28 protein-coding genes are annotated in these 24,285 nt (G+C 34.4%); 10 read left to right on the top strand and 18 right to left on the bottom strand.

The genetic code is table 11. From position 1 onward, the window contains the following. Positions 1-39 precede the first annotated feature (39 nt). Together EGI22_RS19095 and EGI22_RS19090 are read left to right on the top strand one after the other, a co-directional pair. Positions 40-492, top strand: coding sequence for a beta-carotene hydroxylase (locus tag EGI22_RS19095; RefSeq protein WP_255070047.1), 453 nt, complete (start codon positions 40-42; stop codon positions 490-492). A gap of 125 nt (positions 493-617) precedes the next feature. Further along, complete coding sequence (locus tag EGI22_RS19090; RefSeq protein ID WP_255070046.1) at positions 618-1,781, top strand: MFS transporter; 1,164 nt, start codon at positions 618-620, stop codon at positions 1,779-1,781. Here EGI22_RS19090 and EGI22_RS19085 read toward each other — a convergent pair. From EGI22_RS19085 to EGI22_RS19075, 3 genes are read right to left on the bottom strand one after another with little or no spacing between them, the layout of a single operon-like run. Next, positions 1,768-2,688 (bottom strand): patatin-like phospholipase family protein, encoded by a 921-nt coding sequence (locus EGI22_RS19085; protein WP_255070045.1) that lies wholly within the window; start codon positions 2,686-2,688, stop codon positions 1,768-1,770. The two genes, EGI22_RS19090 and EGI22_RS19085, sit on opposite strands and share 14 nt — an antisense overlap. A gap of 51 nt (positions 2,689-2,739) precedes the next feature. Continuing rightward, complete coding sequence (locus EGI22_RS19080; RefSeq protein WP_255070044.1) at positions 2,740-3,543, bottom strand: outer membrane beta-barrel protein; 804 nt, start codon at positions 3,541-3,543, stop codon at positions 2,740-2,742. A gap of 56 nt (positions 3,544-3,599) precedes the next feature. Next, entirely contained in the window at positions 3,600-4,013 is a 414-nt protein-coding gene (locus EGI22_RS19075; protein ID WP_255070043.1) for a hotdog fold thioesterase, read from the bottom strand. 47 nt (positions 4,014-4,060) lie between these two features. On the opposite strand from EGI22_RS19075, the gene EGI22_RS19070 reads away from it, so the two are divergent. The 4 genes from EGI22_RS19070 to EGI22_RS19055 all read left to right on the top strand — a co-directional run bounded on the left by EGI22_RS19070 (position 4,061) and on the right by EGI22_RS19055 (position 7,704). Continuing rightward, a complete protein-coding gene (locus tag EGI22_RS19070; RefSeq protein WP_255070042.1) occupies positions 4,061-4,696 on the top strand; it encodes a histidine phosphatase family protein in 636 nt (211 codons plus the stop codon). A 109-nt stretch (positions 4,697-4,805) separates the two neighbouring features. Continuing rightward, positions 4,806-5,855, top strand: a complete 1,050-nt coding sequence (locus EGI22_RS19065) for a sensor histidine kinase (RefSeq protein ID WP_255070041.1) — start codon at positions 4,806-4,808, stop codon at positions 5,853-5,855. After that, complete coding sequence (locus tag EGI22_RS19060) at positions 5,852-6,598, top strand: LytTR family DNA-binding domain-containing protein (protein ID WP_255070040.1); 747 nt, start codon at positions 5,852-5,854, stop codon at positions 6,596-6,598. Before EGI22_RS19065 ends, EGI22_RS19060 begins: the two co-directional genes overlap by 4 nt. Beyond that, positions 6,598-7,704, top strand: coding sequence for a glycerate kinase (locus EGI22_RS19055; protein WP_255070039.1), 1,107 nt, complete (start codon positions 6,598-6,600; stop codon positions 7,702-7,704). Before EGI22_RS19060 ends, EGI22_RS19055 begins: the two co-directional genes overlap by 1 nt. Here the strand turns inward: EGI22_RS19055 and EGI22_RS19050 are convergent. From EGI22_RS19050 to EGI22_RS19035, 4 genes are read right to left on the bottom strand one after another with little or no spacing between them, the layout of a single operon-like run. Then, on the bottom strand, positions 7,701-8,399 hold the full coding sequence (locus EGI22_RS19050) for a DUF2807 domain-containing protein (RefSeq protein WP_255070038.1): 699 nt from the start codon (positions 8,397-8,399) through the stop codon (positions 7,701-7,703). The genes EGI22_RS19055 and EGI22_RS19050 overlap by 4 nt on opposite strands. A gap of 3 nt (positions 8,400-8,402) precedes the next feature. Beyond that, complete coding sequence (locus tag EGI22_RS19045; protein WP_255070037.1) at positions 8,403-8,771, bottom strand: GntR family transcriptional regulator; 369 nt, start codon at positions 8,769-8,771, stop codon at positions 8,403-8,405. Between the two features lie 5 nt (positions 8,772-8,776). Next, the gene (locus EGI22_RS19040) at positions 8,777-9,592 is read right to left on the bottom strand and encodes a hypothetical protein (protein ID WP_255070036.1); all 816 of its coding nucleotides are present in this window, start codon (positions 9,590-9,592) and stop codon (positions 8,777-8,779) included. A gap of 17 nt (positions 9,593-9,609) precedes the next feature. Continuing rightward, on the bottom strand, positions 9,610-10,440 hold the full coding sequence (locus tag EGI22_RS19035) for an ATP-binding cassette domain-containing protein (protein WP_255070035.1): 831 nt from the start codon (positions 10,438-10,440) through the stop codon (positions 9,610-9,612). 191 nt (positions 10,441-10,631) lie between these two features. Between EGI22_RS19035 and EGI22_RS19030 the strand changes: the two genes are divergently transcribed. The 3 genes from EGI22_RS19030 (at position 10,632) to EGI22_RS19020 (ending at position 12,630) form a co-directional block, all read left to right on the top strand. Continuing rightward, on the top strand, positions 10,632-11,537 hold the full coding sequence (locus EGI22_RS19030) for an ROK family protein (protein ID WP_255070034.1): 906 nt from the start codon (positions 10,632-10,634) through the stop codon (positions 11,535-11,537). 183 nt (positions 11,538-11,720) lie between these two features. Continuing rightward, a complete protein-coding gene (locus EGI22_RS19025; protein WP_255070033.1) occupies positions 11,721-12,230 on the top strand; it encodes a DUF4494 domain-containing protein in 510 nt (169 codons plus the stop codon). Positions 12,231-12,282: 52 nt separating this feature from the next. Next, positions 12,283-12,630, top strand: coding sequence for an MmcQ/YjbR family DNA-binding protein (locus EGI22_RS19020; protein ID WP_255070032.1), 348 nt, complete (start codon positions 12,283-12,285; stop codon positions 12,628-12,630). Here the strand turns inward: EGI22_RS19020 and mtgA are convergent. Then, positions 12,627-13,385, bottom strand: a complete 759-nt coding sequence (gene mtgA / locus EGI22_RS19015; RefSeq protein ID WP_255070031.1) for a monofunctional biosynthetic peptidoglycan transglycosylase — start codon at positions 13,383-13,385, stop codon at positions 12,627-12,629. The two genes, EGI22_RS19020 and mtgA, sit on opposite strands and share 4 nt — an antisense overlap. Before the next feature lie 31 nt (positions 13,386-13,416). Between mtgA and EGI22_RS19010 the strand changes: the two genes are divergently transcribed. Then, a complete protein-coding gene (locus tag EGI22_RS19010) occupies positions 13,417-14,172 on the top strand; it encodes an SDR family NAD(P)-dependent oxidoreductase (protein WP_255070030.1) in 756 nt (251 codons plus the stop codon). A gap of 48 nt (positions 14,173-14,220) precedes the next feature. On the opposite strand, the gene EGI22_RS19005 is transcribed toward EGI22_RS19010, so the two are convergent. From EGI22_RS19005 to EGI22_RS18960, 10 genes are all read right to left on the bottom strand, one after another. Then, positions 14,221-14,679: an RES family NAD+ phosphorylase gene (locus EGI22_RS19005; protein ID WP_255070029.1), complete on the bottom strand. Its 459-nt coding sequence runs from the start codon at positions 14,677-14,679 to the stop codon at positions 14,221-14,223. Then, positions 14,676-15,107: an antitoxin Xre/MbcA/ParS toxin-binding domain-containing protein gene (locus EGI22_RS19000; RefSeq protein WP_255070028.1), complete on the bottom strand. Its 432-nt coding sequence runs from the start codon at positions 15,105-15,107 to the stop codon at positions 14,676-14,678. The genes EGI22_RS19005 and EGI22_RS19000 overlap by 4 nt, the downstream gene beginning before the upstream one ends. A 58-nt stretch (positions 15,108-15,165) precedes the next feature. Continuing rightward, positions 15,166-16,032 carry a DUF5694 domain-containing protein gene (locus EGI22_RS18995; protein WP_255070027.1) on the bottom strand — a complete coding sequence of 289 codons (867 nt, stop codon included), beginning with the start codon at positions 16,030-16,032 and terminating at the stop codon, positions 15,166-15,168. Between the two features lie 62 nt (positions 16,033-16,094). Continuing rightward, positions 16,095-17,540: a Fe-S cluster assembly protein SufB gene (gene sufB / locus EGI22_RS18990; RefSeq protein WP_255070026.1), complete on the bottom strand. Its 1,446-nt coding sequence runs from the start codon at positions 17,538-17,540 to the stop codon at positions 16,095-16,097. Positions 17,541-17,619: 79 nt separating this feature from the next. Beyond that, positions 17,620-18,102, bottom strand: a complete 483-nt coding sequence (locus tag EGI22_RS18985; RefSeq protein ID WP_255070025.1) for a hypothetical protein — start codon at positions 18,100-18,102, stop codon at positions 17,620-17,622. Between the two features lie 9 nt (positions 18,103-18,111). Next, a complete protein-coding gene (gene lpxB, locus EGI22_RS18980) occupies positions 18,112-19,209 on the bottom strand; it encodes a lipid-A-disaccharide synthase (protein WP_255070024.1) in 1,098 nt (365 codons plus the stop codon). Between the two features lie 9 nt (positions 19,210-19,218). Then, positions 19,219-19,629, bottom strand: a complete 411-nt coding sequence (locus EGI22_RS18975; protein WP_255070023.1) for a 6-carboxytetrahydropterin synthase — start codon at positions 19,627-19,629, stop codon at positions 19,219-19,221. A 53-nt stretch (positions 19,630-19,682) separates the two neighbouring features. Then, positions 19,683-21,587, bottom strand: coding sequence for a TonB-dependent siderophore receptor (locus EGI22_RS18970; RefSeq protein ID WP_255070022.1), 1,905 nt, complete (start codon positions 21,585-21,587; stop codon positions 19,683-19,685). 113 nt (positions 21,588-21,700) lie between these two features. After that, entirely contained in the window at positions 21,701-23,005 is a 1,305-nt protein-coding gene (locus tag EGI22_RS18965) for an AMP-binding protein (protein ID WP_255070021.1), read from the bottom strand. Position 23,006: 1 nt separating this feature from the next. Continuing rightward, positions 23,007-24,110, bottom strand: coding sequence for a thiolase family protein (locus EGI22_RS18960; RefSeq protein WP_255070020.1), 1,104 nt, complete (start codon positions 24,108-24,110; stop codon positions 23,007-23,009). Between the last annotated feature and the right edge of the window lie 175 nt (positions 24,111-24,285).

Here is a 24,285-nt window from a genome sequence, read left to right as displayed (position 1 = left end):
TCAATAAGTCTGGTAATTTCAAGAATCATTAAATAGCAAATGGATTTTATAATAAATACAGGAATAGTACTCGTAGTATTTGGTTTAATGGAAGGTGTAGCTTGGTTTGCTCATAAATATATAATGCATGGATTTGGCTGGGTTTGGCATCAAGACCATCACAATATGCACAAAGGTTTTTTCGAAAAAAACGACTATTACGCTTTGGTTTTTGCACCGATTGCAGCTTCCTTAATCATTTATGGAGACTTGAACCCTGACTTTTGGTATTTGTTTCCTATCGGATTAGGAATCACAATGTATGGCGTTTTTTATTTTATTTTCCATGATTTGATAGTACACAGAAGAGTCAAAATCAAATATACTGCTCGTAATAAATACATGAAACGTATAATGCACGCCCACTATGTGCACCATAAAATCCATACCAAAGAAGGTGCAGAAGCATTTGGGTTTTTATATGCTCCCAAAAAATACGAGAAAAATCGTTAATTGTGCTTTTCCAAAATATAATATGGTATTTTCTATTTAGCTGAATCCATTTCGGGAAATTCTTTTTTGGCTCGAAACTATTCCTCTTTAATATCCCTAAATTGCGGCTCAATTAATAAAAAAATATGTTTTCGCATATTAGCAAAGATTTTTTTGGCAATAAACAGAGTTTCGCGGTAGGATTGGCCTTTATTACATTGGGCTTATTATTTGGTACTTGGGCTACTTTTATACCTTTTGTAAAACACAAATTCGACCTTGATGATGCTCAACTAGGTCTATTACTTTTGTCACTTCCTTTTGGAGCTTTGACAATGAACCCAATAGCAGCTTTATTAATTAGAAAAAACGGAATGCAAAAAAGCACATTATTGGGATGGAGCTTTTTACTTTTCGGATATCTTTTAATCTTAAATGCCCCAAATCTTTTCTTTTTAGCCCTGTTTTTATTTCTGACAGGAGCCGCTATTTCTATTACCAATGTGTCTATGAACACTTGCGTAGGAGCAATAGAGCACCTCCAAAAAATCAAAATTATGAGCACTTGCCATGGCATGTTCAGTTTAGGACTAATGGTTGGTTCATTGGTTTCTAGTATTTTTAGCGGTTTAGGTGTTATTCCGGGATTATACATGGCAGCTGTAGTCGGTATTTTGGTTTTTGGTTTGCTTTTCGCTAGAAAAACCGTTTTGCAATTACCCGACGAAACAAATTTGGCAGAAAGCCCAAAGGCTAAATTCAAAATGCCTACGGGAAGCTTTTTATTGATGATAATTATTGGCTTGTGTGTAAATATTACCGAAGGTTCCATGGCCGATTGGACAGCGGTATATATGCGAGAAGTCGTTGAAACCAGTCGCTTTTATCAAGGCTGGGGGTTAACGGGGTATTCATTATTTATGGCTGCGGGCAGACTACTCGGAGATAAAATAATCCCGATATATGGAGCCAACAAAATACTATTTTTTGGGGGAATTTTGAGTGTAATTGGTATTTCCATTGCTATTTTCCTTCCATACACATTTAGCTCAATCCTAGGATTTTCAATAGTTGGAGCTGGAGTATCTTGCTGTGCTCCAATTCTTTACGCAAGTGCATCCAGAGTTCCCAATATGGCCAAGGGTTCGGGTTTAGCCATAATGAATACCTTTGCTATGGGAGGATTTCTTTTTGGTCCAGTTTTGATTGGTTTCATTTCCAAAGCCTATTCATTACAAATCGCATTTGGTTTAATTGGCATTTTAGGAATAGTTTGGGTGATACAATCAAAAAGAGTTACGCTTTTTTAGCATTCAAAACCATATAAGCTTTTTCGTAGCCTTCTTTGATTATTTTTTTAATAACATCTATATCAAAATCTGTCAGTTTTATTTCAACAGTTTCGTCTGGTCTGATTACCGTAAGATTTACCTTTTTATTGATGCTAAATCCAGCTACTGACATCAAGTTTTTATTATAATTTTCTGCCCATTCCAAATCATTGTTTTCAAATTGATTGACCGAAATATCCTTGATTCGCTCAATTAAAGTCATTAGATTTCTATAGTTTATGGGTTCCATGGCACGTTTTTTAGGATGCGTAGCTATGGCATAAATCTCTGTTGCTCCATCTTCAATGGCTTTTTTCAAAGGAACTACCTCTCTCAATCCACCATCCAAATATACTTCTTTATTGTCTTTGCCTATCTGAATCCCTGGCATAATGATAGGCAATGAACTACTCGCTCTAAGATAATCTAGAAAATGCTGCTCAAGCGGATCAGCATAATGCATTTCGCCAGAATGTATATTTACACAACCTACTTTTATCGCAACTGGACTTCTGCGTAAAGTGGTCAAATCAATGTATTTTTTGAGTTTTTCGTGAAGAGGATTGGTATCCAATAGACCATCAAACCTACTCAAAAGTGTATCTATACCTAGTGACCATTTTGACTTTAGGATTCCTATATCAGAAGGTTTGGTAATGTTTTCTAACCAAAATTTAAGTAGTTTCTTATTTACTAAATCCCAATCAACAGTATTTGTTTTTTTAAATTGATGCCCAGCCTCATTTACCATAAAGGCGGCATTAAGTGCACCAGCAGAAATACCGTAAATCATATCAGGCTTAAAACCTGTTTCTAATACTGCCTGTATAGCTCCTACTTGCCAAGCTCCTTTCAAAGAACCACCACCTAATACCAATGCTTTCATCTATTCTTAGATTTTTTCCAAAAATAGAATAGAATTACCAAAGAAATGAAATTATTTATGGATAAAACCAATACCTATATGAAAAGCATCTGCTTTCATATCAAATACTTTTGGAGAATTGCTCGGTCCGAGCGTTTGTAGAGTATAAGATTTGATACCTTTCTCATACCTGACATCTATAAAAAATGCTTTAAATTCGAAACCTAAACCAACGTTGAAGTTCATGATCGGGCGATTAAAGAACTTATGATTAAGTTTTTGATTATCAACAAATTCGCCTAGTGCATCTTTCATTTCGGAATTCAACTTATAAGCAAAGTTAAAAGTCGGCCCAAAAAATACTCTCGCTTTATTTGACCTTATACCTACCAACAAGGGAACATCTATCGAAGAAAATTTACCGTTTACTCTTTTATATAGACTACCATCTGTTTTTAAAATATCAAATTTCCCGGCTTTGGCAGAATAAATTAACTCAGGTTGAATATAGAATGCTCCTCGGATAAACCTTCCAAATACACCAGCACTGTAACCGGTATTAAAAGTAGCATTATTTACAAATTTATTCTTGACAATTTTGCCATCTTGTCCAATTATTGGCAAGCCATTGGAGCCAACTCTGTCAATCGTATTTTCACTTATGATGTATTTGCCTCTGCTTACGCCTCCCCTTACGCCATAAGTAAATCTCCAGACGTCACGACGGTATTCTTCTGAATAACTTAAGGTATCGAAAAAAACTTCTTTGGCTTTTAAGCTAGTATCTATGGGCATATTTGCCGAATCAGGCAAAATAATTTGACCCAAGGAACTAAGGCTTAAAAATAAAAAAAACGAAAATAAAACTTTTGGCATATTAGATAAATTTCATCGAAAAACACTGCAAAAATTGAGCCAAAGGATACATTTTACTAAATAATCATCGTGGTTAATCTACTTATACAAACCATCTTTCCTTCTTCGTTTTTGATTTTTATATCCCAAATATGCGTTTTGGAACCAATATGAATGGGCGTTGCTTTTCCATAAACCCAACCTGATTTTACCGCTCTGATGTGGTTGGCATTTATTTCCAAACCTACTGCTTTTTGTTCTTTCTGATTGGGCAAACATAAAAAAGAAGCCAGACTACCCAAGGTTTCAGCCAATACTACTGATGCTCCTCCGTGCAAAATCCCAAAAGGTTGGTGAGTGCGAGCGTCCACAGGCATTTTGCCTACAATAAAATCCGAACCTATTTCTAACATTTCTATACCCAAAGTCTCATTAATTGTATTAGCGGACAATTTCTGAATGTATTCCAAATCAAAACTTTTATTAAACATCTTATTTCTTAATTTTGTCAAAATTATCAATTATAAGAATCTTATCAATGTCAAAAAAGGAAATTTATTTAATCAGACACGGAGAAACCGAATACAATAAAAGAGGAATAGTGCAAGGAAGTGGAATCGATGCTGATTTAAATGAAACCGGAAGAAGGCAAGCTGAGGCATTTTATAATCATTACAAAGATGTGCCTTTCCAAAAAATTTACACTTCGGCACTGATAAGAACCCATCAAACAGTTGAAAAGTTTATAAAAATGGGCCTTCCGCACGAAATAATCCCTGAACTGAACGAGATAAGTTGGGGAGAAAAAGAGGGGCTAATACCAAATTCAGAAGACAATGCCTATTATGCAGGTCTGCTTCAAAAATGGAGAGAGGGCGAAACCAACCTACAAGCCATCGGAGGAGAAAGTCCTGTAGAAGTAGCTGAAAGACAAAAGGTTGCCATAAAAAGAATTCTTGACAATGCTGATGAAAAATTAATTCTGATAGCCATGCACGGCAGAGCTATGCGAATTTTACTTTCTCAAATCACAAATCTTCCATTAACAGAAATGGATAGTTTCCCACATCAAAATACCTGTTTGTATAAATTGGAATATTGCTATACAAAAAACGAATTTGAGATTCTTTCTCAAAACGATGTAAGCCATTTAGAGTTGCTTGAGTCTCTTTGATTTCAAAAAACATCCAATATATTTGCCTTTCGACTATTTATATCTCCGACAATCAAGAAGATGTAATTTAGTTTTTCTTAATTTGTAGTTTTGGCGAAATTATTAATTGATGAATTTCAAACAATCATATTGGCTTTTTCAGATAGGTGGATGGACATTTTTTTTTCTATCTGACTTTATTAATTATTTCTTGTTTTGGAATTTCAACTATGCTGAGCTTGAGAGCTTATTTTTTAACTTAATAATAAACATTTTAGTCAGTATAAGCTTAACTCATTTCTTTAGGGTAATCTTTAAAAAATATAGTTGGATAAAACTTTCCATACCGCAACTAATCTGGCAAAGTGCCGTAGGTATCTTTGTTATCACATTTTTACTAACAGCTATTAATATCACCCTTGACGAAACAATAATAGATACTAGCAAAGCCAACTGGATATTAAGAGATATTGCCTATGTAATCAATCTAAGCAAACCCGTATTAATTTGGGTTTTGGTGTATATTTTCTATTCTTACACCAACGAACGCCGAATAGATGCCATAGAAAGAATCAAGCTACAAACCTCCATAGAAGCTTCTGAAGCTAAAATTTTGAGGGCACAAATCAACCCACACTTTATGTTTAATGCCCTCAATAGTATAAGAGCATTAATATTGGAAGATCCTTCAAAAGCCCAAAAAGGGATAACGCAACTTTCAAATATTCTGAGAAGTTCTTTGGTTGCTGACCGAAAAACTACCATTTCTCTAAAAGAAGAATTGAAAACAATAGAAGATTATCTAGAACTCGAAAAAGTACGATATGAAGAGCGTCTACAAATTATGTGGGACGTAGACCAAGATACGCTAAATATTCAGGTGCCACCTATGATGCTCCAAACTTTGGTAGAAAATGCCATAAAACATGGGGTACAAAAAGCCACACGCTGGGGATTTGTAGAAGTAAATACCAGTAAAATAGACAATAACTTGGTTATAAAAATTAGAAATACTGGCGTATTAAAAAAGACAGAAAACAACCAAGAAGACGGCGGCTTTGGATTGGTAAACACAGAAAAAAGACTTAAATTATTATATGGCTCAAAGGCCGATTTTCAAATTTCACAAGAAGACAGCCAAATAGTTTGTGCTGTCATAAATATACCTTTAAGCGTATGAAAACAATCATAATTGACGACGAAAGATTAGCGAGAAACGAGCTAAAAAGACTTTTAGAGGAGTTTCCAAAAATAAATGTGGTGGCAGAAGCGGCAAATGCCGACGAGGCGATTGAGCTTATAGATGAGCATCAACCCGATTTATTATTCCTTGATATTCAGATGCCTGGTAAAAATGGCTTCGAGCTTTTGGAAATAATAGAAGACCGTGTACCAGAGGTCATTTTCACCACTGCTTATGACGAATACGCCCTTAAAGCATTCGAATACAATGCTTTGGACTATTTGATGAAACCTATTGACAGCAGTCGATTGGCAGAAGCTATCACCAAAGTTGAGGCTGAAATAAAACGCACCCAAAAACTAAATACGGACCCCAACGTACAGTATTTGACAGAAAACGACCAAGTTTTTGTAAAAGATGGCGAAAAATGTTGGTTTGTAAAACTCGGAAAAGTGCGTTTGTTCGAATCCATGGGTAACTACGTTCGTTTACATTTTGAAGACCAAAAACCGATGATTTTGAAATCATTGAATAGTTTGGAAGAAAAACTTGATCCAAAAAGCTTTTTCAGAGCCAACCGCAAGCACATCATCAATTTACAATGGGTCGAAAAAATAGAACCTTGGTTCTCAGGTGGACTTTTGGTAACACTGAAAGGTGGGGAAAAAAGCACCCAATTAGAGAAAATTGAAATTTCGAGACGCCAAGCTATAAAATTTAAAGACTTAATGAGTTTATAATGCAAATTCTCATTGCCCCAGATTCTTTTAAAGACTCTCTTTCGGCTAGAAAAGTAGCCGAAAGCATTGCTGAGGGCATTTCTCAAACTTTTTCTCAAGCTCAAATTGAAATCCTACCACTGGCAGATGGAGGTGAAGGCACACTGGAAGCCATAAAATCCACACAAAAAGAAGTTAAAATAATGGCTTCTGACCCTTTGTTTAGAAAGCTCCCAACAGAATATCTTTGGGATGAAAAAACCAAAACGGCTTTTATAGAAATGGCCAAAATCTCTGGATTAGAATGCTTAAAACCAGAAGAAAGAAATCCTGACAAAACAAGTACTTTCGGTACAGGTGAATTGGTTTTAGATGCTTTAAAACAAAAAGCAAAGAAAATCATATTGTTTATAGGAGGCTCAGCCACAAACGATGGCGGTATTGGATTGGCGGCGGCCTTGGGCTATTTTTTCTATGATAAAGATGGAAATACTTTAAATCCTATAGGTGAATCATTAATTGAAATAGCGAGTTATTCATATAGCGGAGCTATCGATTTATCACAAACCGAGTTTATAGTAGCTACCGATGTTACCAACCCGTTTTATGGCGAAAATGGTGCGGCGTATATTTATGCAAAACAAAAAGGTGCATCTGAGGACCAAATTCGTATGCTCGACTCGGGTCTTAAAAATCTAAGTGAGATAGTTTCAAAAACCCAAAACATTGATGTGCAAACTATTCCAGGAGCTGGTGCAGCAGGTGGATTGGGTGGTGGAGCTGTGGCTTTTCTTAATGCAAAAGTGATTTCTGCCGCAGACTTGGTTTTTGAAATATGCGACCTTCAAGAAAAAATCCAAAAAGCAGACATAATCATAACAGGCGAAGGCCGGATAGACGAACAAACCTGGAACGGCAAACTCATTGCTCGTCTCCTTGAAACTGCCAAAAACAAAAAGGTGATATTGATTGGGGGTTCAGTCGAAACCAATATTGAAAACAAACCCAATGTTATCAAAGTTTACCAAATTAAAAAGCCTAAAATGTCGCTTGAATATGCGAAAGCAATTGCAGCTGACCTACTATTTGAGACTGGAAAAGAAATTGGTTTGTTTTTTAAAGATTAATATTTGATTTGTTTTGTTAAAAGCTTCAAAGTAGCACCATTTACTTCCAATCCTGTCATTGGGCCGTTTTCTATTTCAATTCTTTCAGCATTTATTGCCCTAATATTTAAAGAAGTTGTATCTATTAAACTTGCCTTTAAAGATCTTATTTTTTGAAATTGATTAACATAAAAGTTACAAGATGCATGACTTTCTAAATCAATATCAAAATCATTAATATTCATTTTCCTAAATTCAAAAGAACCATATCCTTTCCCTATCAGGCTTAATTTATCTTGCCTAAGACTATCAATAGATATAGATACATTATTAGTTTCTAAACTGTTCAAATCAGGACAAGTAACAATCACCAATTTCTCAAATTGGTCATAAGTGTATGGTTTCCCTTCAGGATCTTTTAGAAACTCAACGAAAAGTGTATCATTATTGATTTTATAAATCACTTTGTCTGCCCAACTATGCGAAACATACAATTGAGACTTATTGCTTTCTAAAATATTCACTCTGCCTGTGGCTCCTTCAGGTGCATTAACTTTTAAATATTTAAAAGGCAAATCTGATAACTTTTCATAATTCAGAAACTGTTCATTTTTATCCATTTTCGTTAAATTACTTTTGACGGAAAAGGCATTGATAACTACCAATATCATAAAAGATAACAATAGGCCGAGTAGAAGTTTTGTGCTTAGTTTCATTTTTTAAAAATTGTTTTCTATATATGTTAAATATTTTTGTTTCAAGTCGTCAAAATCAATATCCAGAAGATGTAAACTTCTAAATACAATGGGCAATTCATCCGAAATAAATTGCTCTTTTTTGAATGCAATAACTTTTTCTCGAGCATCCTCATTTACAAAATAACCAATCCCCCTTTTAGTAGAAATAATCTCTTTTTGTTGTAAAAAATCGTAGGTCCGTTGAACAGTGTTTGGGTTCACTTCAATTTGCACAGCCAAGTCTCTTATGGATGGCATTTTTCCGCCAATAGGTATTTCTCCAAGTAGAATTTGCTCGAAAACATATCCTGCTATCTGCAAATAAATTGCTTGTTTATCTTTAAAATCCATAGGAATTAAATTTCTTTTTCTTTAAATCTTAACATAGCAATTAACCAAAGTGAGAGCGGCAAAACAATCCTAACGAAATTATTAATTAGGAATGAAATATTTTCTGAAGACGATACATAAACTCTCTCTGCATTTTTCAAAACAACCGTTACATTTCCAAAATTATTAATATTGGAGTTGATTTTTTCACCTAAAATATAGGCTGTAGTAATATTCCGGAAGTAAATAATAAATACAAAAACAAGAAAAATCAGTAAAGCAGTTTTATAGAAAGATAGTTTTTTGAAAAATAAACCACCCAAAGTAAAAAGCCCTGTCAGTATGATTAAAACAAGAAGATAACCTTTGAAAACCCCATTTTTAAGATTAATAATTGAGTCAATAAATTTAAACTTACTATCAATAACCTCTGCAGAAAATTGTTTTCTCAATGCAAGTTCTCGCAAATCTGAAACAAAATAAAAATCAAAAAAATTAAGGGAAAGTAAAACAAAAGGGACGTACAAAAAGAAAGTAATAAAGAAAATTAAAAACCACCTCTCAAAGAATGAACTTGGGAGGGTTAAATATTGAATAGATTTACTCTTTCCAGAAAATCCTCCGAGCATATAACTCACCAAAATAGCGGGTCCCAAAATAATTCCTAAAAATAGACATATATGTTGATATTGCATTATTTCATTATCGACATCCGCAGAAACATAGGCCAATAAAAAAATAATCAATGTTACACCAACTATCCCCAAAAGAAATACTCTCTTTTCAACAAATTCTTTTCTTAACAAATACCAAAACCTCCGAAAACTAAAAATATCATTCATAATAAATTGATTTATAATTATTTACTAAAAATTTCTTTAACCAAACCTCCTTTATTCATAACCGCACCGAAAAGGTGCTCCATGTTTATTTTGCTCTCTTGCTCCTCAGTATTTAGAACCACACCAACCTTTCCAAGTATGGATTCTTCTGAATACAGAACTTCTTCCTGTGGGTCATCTAAAGTTTTAAAACTGAGCTTTTGCCCTATTTTTTCCATCGATGCTTTCAGTACCATATTGCTCTCATTCATTATAATAACCTGATCTATAAGGCTTTCCAAATCCCGAACTTGATGTGTAGAAATGATAAACAATTTTTCATCACTGATATTCGCAGCCACCAATTTCCTAAACTTGCTCTTTGAAGGTATATCCAAGCCATTGGTAGGTTCATCCATAATCAAAAGTTTTGTATTGCATGCCAAGCCAAAGGCTATCATGACTTTCTTTTGTTGTCCAAACGAAATATCATTCAATTTTGAAGAAGCCTCCACATCCAGTTCATTTAGAAATTCATAAAACTTTGTTGAATTAAAATTTGGATAAAAAGGAGCGTTTAGTTTCAGAAACTGCGAGATAGAAATAGAAGGAAGGGCAAACTCTTCAGGCAAAAAATAAACATTAGACAAAAAACTAGGTTTACGATTCCGAGGCTTAAAACCCAAAACGTTTATCTCACCCTTTTGTGGAAACACAAGGCCGGTTATATTATAAAGTAAGGTTGATTTTCCTGCACCATTTTTACCCAGCAGCCCATATATACTCCCCGATTCTAATTCCAGATTCAGGTTTTCGAATAAAGTTCTTTTTCTATTGTACTTAAAAGAAAGATTTTGAATGGAAATCATAGTGTATTAGTTTAATAGTACACTACAAATGTGGAATCTATTTTTTTTATTTCCAAATATTTTTTGAAAAATATTTTAAAAACTATTTAATGGTCCATAATTCTTCAAACAATTGGCATTTTCACCAAAGTTTTCCTTTCTATTCTGCCCAAAAAACCTTTATTTAGCTGAAATTTTACGACAGAACAATTATGGAATATATATGGGGTGTGGATTTGGGAGGTACCAAAATTGAATGCATAGTAATCAATGCCGAAAACGACGAAATACTTATACGAAAACGTATTGATACAGAAGCAGATAAAGGCTATAAACATATTTTATCACAAATAGGCCTTCTGATTGATTCGGTTAAAACCGAAACTTCCCTCCAACCTTTAGCGATTGGCTTTAGCACACCTGGCACTTTAGATCCAGGTTTGCAAACCATGAAAAACTGTAATACAGTTTGCATGAATGGCCAACCTATGAAAAAAGACCTCGAAGATCTTTTGAAAATAAAAATAGAAATGGCAAACGATGCCAACTGCTTTGCCTTAGCAGAAGCAACCATGGGAGCAGCCAAAGACCTCAATGCCGAGGTTGTATTTGGTGTAATAATGGGAACAGGCGTAGGCGGTGGCGTAGTGGTAAATGGCAAAGTGATAGGCGGAAAACATGGCATAGGTGGCGAATGGGGACATATTGTATTAGACGTTGACGGAGAAGCATGTTATTGTGGTAAAAGTGGCTGCAACGAAAAAGTATTTGCCGGGCCAGCCTTAGAGCGGTATTACGAAGGCCTTTCAGGCCAAAAACTTAGACTGAAAGAAATATATCAACGCCATTTGGATCATTCCGACCCACATGCTACGGCGACTATTGACCATTTAATGACCTCTTTTGCAAGAGCCATCAGTTCTATCATCAATGTCTTAGACCCAGATGTTATAGTGTTGGGAGGCGGTGTAAGCAATATTGATTTATTGTACACCGAAGGCGTAAAACAAATAGAAAACTATATTTTCAACGACAGAAAAGTAGAAACGGTTTTCTTAAAACCAAAACTTGGGGATAGTGCTGGGGTATTTGGAGCAGCAGAGTTGGTTAGGGTTTAGGGATTTGTTATTAGTTTATTGGTTGATTGGTTGAATAGTTGATTAGTTATTGATTGATTAGTTTATTGGTTTGGTGGTTGCTTGGAAGGTTTTAATGATCAATTGGCAATTTTGATAATTGTTGATTTGGAGAAGATTTTAAAAGAGAAAATAATTTTTACATTTAGAAAATAGATATACAGAATGGCTACGTGGTACCAAGCAAAAATACGATTTATACAACAAGACGAAAAAGGTGGCAACAAGACCATCAATCAGGCATATTTATTTGATGCAGTTTCCTATACCGATGCAGAGGCGAGAGCTTATGCGTATTGTGCGGCCGAATTGCAAGATTTTCAGTTGGTTGGATTAACAAAAATGAAATTTAACGAAGTGTTTTTTATTGAAAACAATGCCGAACTTTGGTGGAAAGCTAGAGCTCAGTACATAGTTTTTGATGAAAAATCTCAAAAAGAGAAAAAAGTGCCGTTTGTATTTTTATTAAATGCACAAGACATTAAGGAAGTGTATGGTTTGATGATTGAAAAACTAGGTTCGGTTCAAGATTATATAATATCTGACATTAATGTTACCAAAATATTGGACGTAATACCTTATGAAGAGGCTGAACCAGAGGAAAAACCGATTCCTTCTAACTTGAAACCTTTAAGTGAGGTCATGGCAGAAATAGGTCAAAGTACTGAAGAATAATATTATAAAGAGTGTATCAAAGCAAAATTGATACACTCAATTTTTTTTAACAATGACAAGTATATCAGATTTTCGTAAGCTAGCCATGGCTCTTCCGCAGGCAGAGGAAGCTCCACATTTTGATAAATCTTCGTTCAGAATTAAAAAGAAAATTTTTGCTACCATAAACGAAAAAGAAAACCGAGCGACGCTTAAATTCTCCCCTGAAGAACAAGGTATTTTTTCGAAAATAAATCCTGATTCCATATTTTCCGTACCCAACAAATGGGGTAAAATGGGTTGGACACACCTTCACTATTTAGACCTTTCGCAAGAAATAATAGAAGGATTGCTAAAGGCTGCATACTGCTCTGTAGCTCCGAAAAACTTAGCAGAATTGGTGATTTCTGAAGACCTTTAAAACTTCCTTAGGTCTTTGATATATGAAACTCCACCCAAAGCTCTCATTTGACCCATTATTTTTGGCACTCTTCGCGACACATACGGTCCAGGTTTTGTGACTGACCATTTTCTGGGACTTGGCAATACAGCGGCTAGCTTTGCCGCTTGGTTTCTATTTATATTTTTAGCAGATACACCAAAATATCTTTGAGAAGCTGCCTCTACACCAAAGGTGTTCTTACCCATTTCAGCCACATTAATATAAACTTCCAATATTCTCCTCTTACCCCAAATAATCTCAATCAAGGTAGTAAAGTAAACCTCCAAACCTTTTCTAATATATGACCTCCCTTGCCATAGAAACACGTTTTTAGCTACCTGCTGGCTGATTGTGCTTGCACCTCTTACTTTTTTGCCTTTTAGGTTATTCTTGTAAGCATTTTGCATAGATTTAAAATCAAACCCAAAATGGTCTGGAAAAAGCTGATCTTCTGCAGCAACTACCGCCAATGGCATTTCTTTTGAAATATTATCATAAGAACGCCAAGAATAATGGATTTCGGAATCATCCCCACTAAACAATGAAGAAAATTTTTGATCCACCATAGTTAGGGTGAAGGGTATAGGTATAAACTTAAAAAGGATAACGCTTCCTACCGATATTATTAAAAAATAATAGATAACTTTATAAACAAGGCTTTTGATTTTTATTAAAAGCGAAGGCTTTTTACGTATTTTTGGAGGAGTTTTTCGAAAAGTATTTTTCGCAGCCATCTATTGGTTTTAATTAGAATTTCACAAAAGTATGCAAATTGATTTAAGAGATAAAAAAATAATTGTAACAGGAGCTTCAAGTGGTATCGGCTATGCACTTGCCGAAAGCTTAATAAAGGCAGGTGCCGAAGTTGCGATACATTATAATCATGGAGAAAAAGGTGCCCTTAACCTTTTAAAAGAAGGTAATAATTCAAAAATATTTCAAGCCGACTTAAGTCAAGAAACAGAAGTTTTGCGATTTTTTGAGGAGGTAGTAAATCAAATGGGTAAAATTGACATGATAGTACACAATGCCGGGATATTTAAGGAACACATAGTAGAAGATAGCAATGAGAATTGGATGAAAATTTGGCATAAAACCATGAACATCAATCTTCATTCAGTTGGTATTTTGACACATCTTGGTTTGCAACATTTCAAAAGCAATAATAGTGGTACTATGGTTTATATTGCTTCCAGAGCGGCATTCCGAGGCGAAACCGAAGATTATTTAGCTTATGCAGCCTCTAAAGGCGGTTTGGTTTCATTGGGCAGAACCGTTGCCAGATCTTTCGGAAAATACAATATTAAGTCTTTTATTATTGCCCCAGGCTTTACTAAAACAGCAATGGCAGAAAGTTTTATAGCCACGCATGGCGAAGAAAGTATTTTAAAAGAATTATCATTAAACGAACTCACACTACCTGAGCACATTGCCTCTACGGTTACATTAATAGCATCTGGTTTGATGGATCACGCTACAGGAAGCACAATAGATTTTAATGCAGGAAGCTATGTTCATTGAGCAATGAAGTAAAAAATGTCAACAATTTAGATTTGTAAAAGCTAAACTTTATCGAACAAAAAGCCTTCTGTCAAACTCAAAAGGTTCGATTTTAATAATTTTTATTTCCGAAAAAATAGTATGAAATGGATTTATTAAATAGTTAAAATCTCCCGAAACTACTGCGGATGGCACTTTTAATACAAGAAATTCATTATTTTTCAGAAATTCATCACCCAGTTTTTTGGTAAAATTCTGATGGGGGAACTGTTTCCAATTGCCTGGCAGTTGATTTACTTGAATAATTTGAATAGAACTATCAGGAATTTCAATTTCTATAATTTCATAATCCATCGGTACAATACCCAATGGACTATGGACTGCAATCTCAGCAGTACATAATGCTCTTGATGAGGAGGTATAAAGCATTGGTAGACCTTTACTATTCCACCTACCTCCAGCCAATTCAGCTCCTCTTCCACTTAAATCTTTGGAAAACCGCGACTTGCTTAATCTGAATACTATCATGCTAAAACACCGTGCTCTATCCTAAGCAGCTCATCATTTAGAAGATTAATGCCGAATGAATTATCTAACAATTCTTTAGGCTTCGCACCGCCTAAGGCTATATTATTGGTATCTAACCAAATATTAAAGAAAGCACCCTCTCCAAAAACTTCAACGCCTTTATCATAAAGTAAGGATAGCTGAAAAATCTTATCAGATTGTAAAGCATCAAAAGCTGCATTGTCGTTTTTATAACGCAACATCGTACGATCAGAAATATGAAGATATTGTGACCATTCTACCATTGTGAAGGGCATCTTTTTGGCTATTTTTTGGAATATTGTATATTTTAAACCTTCTCTTACGGTATTGATAATATCAAAAACCGAACTAGGAATAACCGGCTCACCATAAGCCACAAATACATCCTCTAATATTGAAACACTCATATATTTTATATTTTCAAACCAAATATACGACATTTGTCTTAAATAAAAAACTTTTTGTCTATTTTTTCAACAAGTCTTCTATTTTTACAATTTCTAATAATGGGTGTGCTGAAATCATATCTTGAAGTGGCTTTACATGTGCTGCACCGATTATTATCAAAATATGCTTATCATAAGGATTTATTTTATGTAGAATATTTTGTAGGATTTTAGCATTTCTAAAATATTCCTTTGAAGTAAGCTCAGCTCCTACCCCATTCGGATTTTGGTCCATCCAAGAGGTAATATTTAGATAATGAAGCGTATTTAAAGACTCAACACTATTCAATTCCAAGATGTGCTTTTCAAGCGAATGCTTTGACCATTCTTTATTGTCTTTTACAAAATTATCAAGTGATTGCTTGACCAATGGATTTTGAACAAAAAACTGCCCAAGGTCTGGCTTTTGCCGCTGCAACATACTAGAATACAAAGTATATAAAGTATCTAGTGGGCTTTTCGAAGTTTTCAAACCTCCACTTTGCTCAGGCTGAAGGTAGTTGACACAAATTACCCCAAAAGGGTCATTTATCTCATTTGCCAGTTTAATTCCGATTTGAAAAACCTCATTATTTAATATTTCAGAGCTTTGCGGTTCTTTGCCATTTTTAAAATCAGCATACACATTGTCCCAAAAACTTTGTGTATCAGGCGTATTTTCCACAAAAATCTTATTTGGATAAAACTTGGCTAATTTTTTCACCAAATGATCAATTTCTCTTTGCCCTTTTCTAGTTAGCAAATCCGGATGAGACAAACTTATATAATCAGATGATTCGCCAAAATGAAAGGTGCCCATAATGGCGATTTTTATTTTGGCTTGCTCTTGTGCAAAAGCTGAACCAAATAAAAACCACCAAAACAAAACACTCAATAGCTTTTTCATATTTGCTGTAAAACAAAAAAGCTGCCAAAAGGCAGCTTTCTTGAATAAATATATTAATAATATCAACCAACAGAACCCTCGAGCGAAATCGCCAAAAGCTTTTGTGCCTCCACGGCAAACTCCATTGGTAGTTGATTTAAAACTTCTTTAGCATAACCATTGATAATCAAAGCAACAGCAGTTTCTGAGTCGATACCGCGTTGATTACAATAAAACAACTGATCTTCTCCGATTTTTGAGGTCGTGGCTTCGTGCTCTACTGTAGCAGTAGAGTTATTACACTCAATATATGGGAAAGTATGAGCTCCGCATCTATCGCCCAGAAGCATAGAGTCGCACTGGGAGTGATTTCTAGCATTTGTAGCTCGTTTCGATATTTCTACAAGGCCTCTGTAAGAGTTTTGACTTCTTCCAGCCGAAATACCTTTAGACACAATTCTACTTTTGGTGTTTTTACCCAAATGTATCATTTTGGTACCTGTATCAGCTTGTTGGTAGTTGTTCGTTACGGCTACTGAATAAAACTCACCTATCGAATTATCCCCTTTTAGAATAACTGAAGGGTATTTCCAAGTAACTGCAGAGCCTGTTTCTACTTGTGTCCAAGATATTTTTGAATTATCTCCAAAACAGATTCCTCTTTTTGTAACAAAATTATAAACACCACCTTTACCTTCTTTATCGCCTGGATACCAGTTTTGTACAGTTGAATACTTAACTTCGGCATTTTCATGACAGAAAATCTCAACTACAGCAGCGTGCAATTGATTTTCGTCTCTACTCGGTGCGGTGCAACCTTCCAAATAACTAACATAAGAACCTTCGTCAGCCACAATAAGCGTACGCTCAAACTGACCTGTTCCTGCAGCGTTTATACGGAAGTAAGTGGAAAGCTCCATTGGACAACGAACGCCTTTTGGGATATAACAAAACGAACCGTCAGAAAAAACGGCTGCGTTTAATGCAGAATAAAAATTATCTTTAACAGGAACAACTGAACCCAAATACTTCTTAATCAAATCAGGATGATCATGAATGGCTTCTGAAATTGAACAGAAAATGATACCCATTTCGCCCAATTTAGCCCTAAAAGTAGTCGCAACAGACACAGAGTCTATAACCGCATCAACAGCCACACCAGTTAGTCTTTCTTGTTCTTTTAGAGAAATCCCCAATCTCTCGAAAGTCTTTCTCAATTCAGGGTCAACTTCATCCAAGCTATTGATAGTAACTTTTTGCTTTGGGGCAGAATAGTATTTAATCGCCTGAAAATCAGGTTTTATATAATGCACATTGGCCCAAGTAGGTTCTATCATTTTTAACCATTCCTGGTATGCCGCTAATCTCAAATCAAGCATCCATTGCGGTTCTTTCTTTTTTGCAGAAATAAATCTTACGATGTCCTCACTTAAGCCTGGAGGAGCTTCGTCTGCTTCAATGTCTGTATAAAACCCATATTTATAGTCGGAGGTGGTTAATTCCTCCAACAAATCCATGTCTTTGCTCATCTAAAAATGATTTTCGGTATTCAATTCTAACACAAAAATCGACAAATATGTTCGGATTGTTTAGAACAAATATAAATAATTAGTTTACTTTCGAAAAAGTAATGTTGGCTTTGTAGGTTTTTCCTTGTAATGTAACTTCTGTTTCTCCTACAAACTTGTTGTCATCTATACTAGTAATTAGAAACTTTGAATTTTCTAAAACATAACCCAAGAAAATAAACTTGTCAATAGTTATCGTTTTTGGTTCTTCAACCAAACTCCAATTGGCTTTAATTATTACATCAGGATCTTTAGAAGGGTCGCATTTAGATGCTCCCTCATTTAATTCATAAGTTTTGTTAGTATTAAGCACCAAGACATTGTCTGTAATACAAGGTGGTTGGTTGGCTACAAGGTTCAATTGAGTACCTTCAAAAGAAACTATTCCTTCAGTTACTATCCATTTTTTTGAAGATGTGCCTGTAAGATACTCTAAAGTTGATTTTTCAACTGTTACCACAGGATCTTTTTTGCAAGAAAACACCAACAAGACACCCAAAAACAATAAGCCTAAACTCTTCATTCTAAATAATTATTTTATTTTTAAAATTTCTATCGCGGCATTTTTAGAAGCTCCCGCAGTGCCTAATTTTTTTATAATTCTATCGTATTCCATTAACTGATTTTCTCTGTATTTATTATCAAAAATCAACTTTTCTAGTTCTGCTTTTGTATTTTCAATCGAGTACTCATCTTGAATCAATTCTTTCACTACAGCTTTTTCCCCCACCAAATTGACCAATGAAATATACTTAATTTTCACCAATCTTTTGGCTATCTGATAGCTAAAATTACTCGTACGATAAACCACTACTTGAGGAACTTTAAAAAGGGCCGTTTCAAGAGTGGCAGTTCCAGACGTAACTACTGCTGCGGTAGCAATTGATAAAATGTCGTAAGTTTTGTTGAAAATCAGTTTAAATTCATTTCCAAAACTATAATAAAACTCAGCATCAAAATCAGAAACTCCAGCTACAAGCCACTGAAATTCAGGCATATTTTTAGCTAATTCTGACATTTGACTTAGCATTTTTTCTATTTCTTGCTTTCTACTTCCTGGCAACAATGCAATGATTGGCTTTTGATTGAGACCATTTCTCTCTTTAAAATCTTGCTCTTTTTCAAAATATCTGATTTGGTCAAAAAGCGGATTTCCTACAAAAACAGTTTTTATGCCATAATTTTCAAAAAAAGGTTTTTCAAAAGGAAAAATAACCAAAACCAAATCTACATATTTCTGCAATAATTTGGCTCTAGACTCTTGCCAAGCCCATGCTTTTGGGGCAATATAGTAGGCAATTTTGAAATTCTCTTTCTTTGCCCATTTGGCTATTTTTAGATTAAAGCCAGCATAATCAACCAAAATCAATATATCAGGCTGAAAATCCAAAATTTGTTTTTTTGCTAATTTTAAGAAACCAAGAATCGTAAAAAGGTTTTTGATTACTTCCAAAAAACCCATAAAAGCCAATTCTCTATAATTTTTTAGCACTTTTACGCCTTGAGCTTCCATACTTTCTCCACCCCAACCTATAATTTCAGCCGAATCATCATTTCTGAAAATCTCTTCACAAAGATTGGCAGCATGCATGTCGCCTGATTTTTCGCCTGCAATTATAAAATATTTCATAGAAAAAGGCTATTTTCCATAATATTCCACAAAGTGGTTATCTGTCTCTGTAAGTTTAATTTTTGCTAAAACAACACCATAATTATCCATAAGAATTGGATATAAAATCTTCCAAATAGCTATTGCAAAGTTCTCAGTACTTGGCAATTGACCACTCAAAAAATCAACATCCTCATTGAGATAAGTATGGTCAACTTTATTGACAATATGCTCACGCATAATATCTCGAAGCAATTTAAGGTCTATTACAAACCCTGTATCTTCCTGCACTTCACCTTCTACAGTTACAAAAAGCTCCCAATTGTGGCCATGAATTCTGGAACAAGGGCCAAACACTTCAAAATTCTTCTCTTTGGTCCATTTAGGATTATAAAGCCTGTGGGCAGCATTAAAAGTCTCTCTTCTTGTGATCTGAATCATTCTAATAAGTATTGTTCACGGTGCAAAATTACCATCAAAATCTTGAAAACTAATTAAAAATCAGCATTTATTCCTACAGATATCCATCTGCCTGGCAAAGCAACAAATCCATATTCAAAATATTGTTTATTGAGCAAATTGGTGACATCGCCAAATGCCCGTATTTTTTTAAAGTTTTTATTAAGCCTTAAATCCACCAAATGCACCTCAGGATAGGCTAAAAGAGGAGAATTGTTATCCCATTGATAGTTTCCAGCTCTACTTTTTAAGGTATACCAAATACTTAACTGAGTGTTTTTTATAGGTTCTAAAAAAACGCCAAACGAAAGCTTATGTTTCAAATAATTTAGGGTATAAAAAGATTGAAACCCTTCCTCTTTTCTGTCAGCTTTCAAGAATGCATAATTAAAACTGATTTTCTCAATAAATTTTGCATCTTTGGAGAAAGCATAGTTTTGACTTAATTCTAAACCAAACATATTGATATTGTTAATATTTTCTATAGTTGGCACAGGCATTTCAGGCCTTTTAACTTTATCAATAGCATCGGAAGTTTTTCTATAAAACACAGCATAAGTAGCTGAATATCTTTCTTTTAAATATTTTAAGCCTAATTCTAAATTCAAAGCTTTCTCAGGTTTTAAATTCGGATCAGCTTTGACTGTAGCAGTATTGAGATACAGCTCAGTAAAAGTTGGATAGCGGAGAGACCGATTTAATGATCCATAAACCGAAATGTTTTTTGAATACAAATAATTAATATCCATACCTGGATAAAAAGACAAACCAAAACTCGAGTTGTAATTAGCAAGCGTTCCAATTGCCAAACTCAGTTTTCCAATATTTTTGAGCTGTTCTAAAAAAAAACTAGTATTGTCGCGACTTTTTGCTTTTGTGTAAAAAACACCCTCATGACCTTCAATGGCAATATTTTCTCCCAAATTATCTCCTAATCGGTTTGATAAAACCGACTCTTTGCGGTATTCAGCTCCAAAGGCACTTTGACCAAACTTTGAGAAATATTTAAATTTCCATTCAATATCTATCACATCTGTTTTATGAAAATTTACGGATGAAAGCTTTTCAGTATTTCTATAATTATCAAAATCGTACAAATCATGATGCTGACGATAATTGGCCATGAAAACACCTGTTAGATTTTTAGAAAACTTATGTTTCCACGTCAAATTATTTAACCAAGCTTCCACCTCCTCATATTGATTATAAAATTTGGGATGGTAAAAGTTAGAAGCACCGAAATGATTGCTTAAATTACCAACAGAAAAATCCAAAGAACCTTTATTATAAATATGTCCAATTGAACCAGAGAAAGTCTTTTTATTTACGGAAGTATTAGGTGCGTAACCATCATTTTTTAGGTAATCAAATGCTAAACCAATAGAATTTTGATTAAAAACACCACCAGCATTAATTCCCAAATTTTGCATATTGTACTGACCACCAACAGCTTGAAGAGACAATGTGTTTTTTGAGACTTTTTTGGTGATAATGTTAACAACACCAGCAAAAGCACTCGGCCCAAAAACCCTTGAGGCACCACCTTGCAATATTTCAATCTTTTCAATCATACTAAACGGCACAGGAATATTCAAACTATGGTGACCAGTTTGCGGATCATTAACTTTTACGCCATCTACCAATATCAAGGTCTGGTCAAAATTTCCGCCCCGAATACTTATATCTGCCTGAACACCAAAAGAAGACCTTGATCTAACATCCACATTGAGAGCATATTGCAAAATACCATCTAAAGTCTTTACTGGAGATTCTTTGATAGTTTTTTGGTCTATTATCGTGATATTTCTGCCAACATTTTTGAGTTCTGTTTTGTTAATATTAGCCGTAACAGTAAGTTCTGACAAATCGATTTGAGTAGAATCCTGAGCTTGAGAAAAAGAAAAAACGAGACAAAAAAGTATAGTAAAAAGAAATTTCATTTTTGGAATTTTAAATAAAAAACAAGAAAAAGATTCCTTCCATTGTAAAGGAAAAATATGAAAATATCTTAAAATCAGTTTCTTATGATCTAAGAATTTTAAAAAAAGCAGTTTTATGCAAAAATCTCTTCTTCGACAGGTCTTTTTGAAAGTGCTTTTATGTCTATTTTGCCAGATGGATTTCTTGGCAAAGACTCTTTGAATAAAATTCTATTGGGAAGTTTGTTTTGTGGTAATTTCTTGATGAGAAAATCTCGAAGTTCAGATTTAGAAATTGGCTCTTTCTTGACTACAATTAAATCGATTGAATGCTCGCGATTTGGGCTAGAAATAGCAACTGCTTCTAAAACAAATGGATGTAAAAGAGCAGAATTTTCGATTTCCTCAGCAAAAATATTGAGTCCTCGTCTATTAAACATTCGACCTTCTCGTCCCAAAACATATAAGAAACCATCTGTATCTATTTCACCAAAGTCAGAAACTGTAGCATTGGCTCTATAATTAGGCGAAACATAAGGACTTTCTACCCAAATTTTGTTTTCTTTTAGTTTGATTTCAACTTCTGGAAAGGCTTTACCAACTGAAGTTGGATGATTAATTATATCTTGATTTTGGATATACGAAATATGACCCAACTCGGCCGCTCCGTAATATTCAGTGAGCAAAACACCTTCAAATTTAATTAAAATAGACTGAGCAAGTTTAGCATCTAACTTTTCTCCCGCAGAAACCAATGATTTTAATCTAGGTATTTCGGCAGAATGATTAGCCATTAAAAGCCGAATATGCGATGGCACCAAAAAAACTGAACTTATGTCGTTTTTCACCATCTCCTCTTGCCACTTTGAAGCCTCCGAAATTTTACCTAAAAACACACTTAAGCCTAACCATAGAGCATGCAATATGGTATTTAAATTCGCAGAATATGCCAATGCATCCAAAACGAAAACATTGTCTTCCTGATTCAGTCCAAATATCGTAGATTGATGTGGAAAAGCAGAAAACCATGCTTGATAATCTTTCCAAATGAGTTTGGATTGACCACTTGTACCCGAACTCAAAACTCCCAAAAACAAATCCGAAGGTTTAGGTTTTTCGAAATCCTCAGTTCTTTGTTCAGATACAGGAACAAAGTCGATGATTTTTAGATTATGTTGCTTTGAAAAGCTGTCTTTTTGATTAAAATCCAAGCTCTTTCCTCCCATTACCGCCTTTTTACCTGCAGCCATAATGGCCAGAAAATTCAACAAATTCTCTATTTCAAGGGTATGACACAGCAAAAAAGTTTCATTTCTTTTTTGGAAAAAGCCCGCTCTTGATTTTATTATTTCTAAAACTTGAGCATAAGAAAAACTAAATCCGCTTCCTTTCAGAGCGATTTTATTTAATTCAAAATGTTTAAATTTTTCTAATAACATTTTATAATTTTTCGACCAACATTGCGGTAGCCTGTCCTCCAGCAGCTGGTATGGCTACTAAACCTACTTTTTTGTTTTTAAGTTTTAAACTAGCCAAAAGATGTATCAGATTTATGGTACCAGAAGCCCCAAATGGATGCCCATGGGCCAAATTCCCACCCAAAACATTTATTTTTTCCTTTGCAACGCCAAAAACTTTTGCAAAAATAAGGGGAATTAGAGCAAAAGATTCATTTATCTCGAACAAGTCTATCTCTTGAATTTTTAAATTAGCAACTTTTAGAAGCTTGTCAGTAGCATTTATTACACCTTCTTGGGCATACACAGGTGAACATCCAACAGATTCTACAGCCAAAATTTTAGCAATTGGCTTTAGTAATTCATTTTCATTTCCAATTAAAACAGCTGCAGCACCATCATTATAATGAGCAGAAACTGTGCGGTCAATCATATTTTCAGTCGCCAATTTATCCAAATCTGTATTTCCTTTAATAGATTGATCTTCATGCTTTTCATTTATTTTTACAACAAATGATTCAACTGCATTTTTTGAAAAATCAGAGGAAGCTTTTTTATGCGAAGCTGTTGCCCATTCTAACATTTCGGCTTTTGAAATTTGATATTTATTGGCCACATTTTCCGCAGCTTTTATTAATGGAAATTCACTTTCTTGATTTGGGCTAAATTGTGCGGTAGAAAAAAAAGGATTTTCTAGTTGAAACCTTGGATCTTGACTTTGGTAGGCTTTTGTGGGAGCAAAAGACTTGCTTTCCATTCCTCCAGCAATTATCAAATTCTTCATTCCAGATGTTAAATACGCATTGGCAATTTCCAGGGATTTAAGACCACCTGAGCACTGTGAATCTATTGTAAAAACGGAATTCTCTATTGAAAAACCAGCCGAAAGTGCTGCAAATCGAGCCATATTACCGCCAGTTCCAAAAGCATTGGCCAAAATCACTTCATCTATATTTTCGGAATATAATTTATTCCTAATAAGGAGATTTTTTAAGACAAAAGCCATTAGCTCTTCTGGAATTATATTTTTATAAATTCCATTTGCTTTACCAATTGGCAGCCGAATAGCGTCAAAAATGTATGTCAAAGCCTAAATTTTTCTGCAATTTAGAGATTTTCAAAATGAACATTTAACAGAATCAACTAATATTTCAAAATTCTACAATATTCAGCTAACTCAAATTCTGAATTACCATAAAAGTCTTTTAGCTCCCAAAACTCAAATTAAAAGCAAAGCATTTCAGTATTTTGTACAAATACTT

The organism is Lacihabitans sp. LS3-19, assembly GCF_024343575.1.
In the GTDB taxonomy this organism is placed as follows: Bacteria; Bacteroidota; Bacteroidia; order Cytophagales; family Spirosomataceae; genus Leadbetterella.
This window is presented reverse-complemented; position numbering and strand designations above follow the sequence as displayed.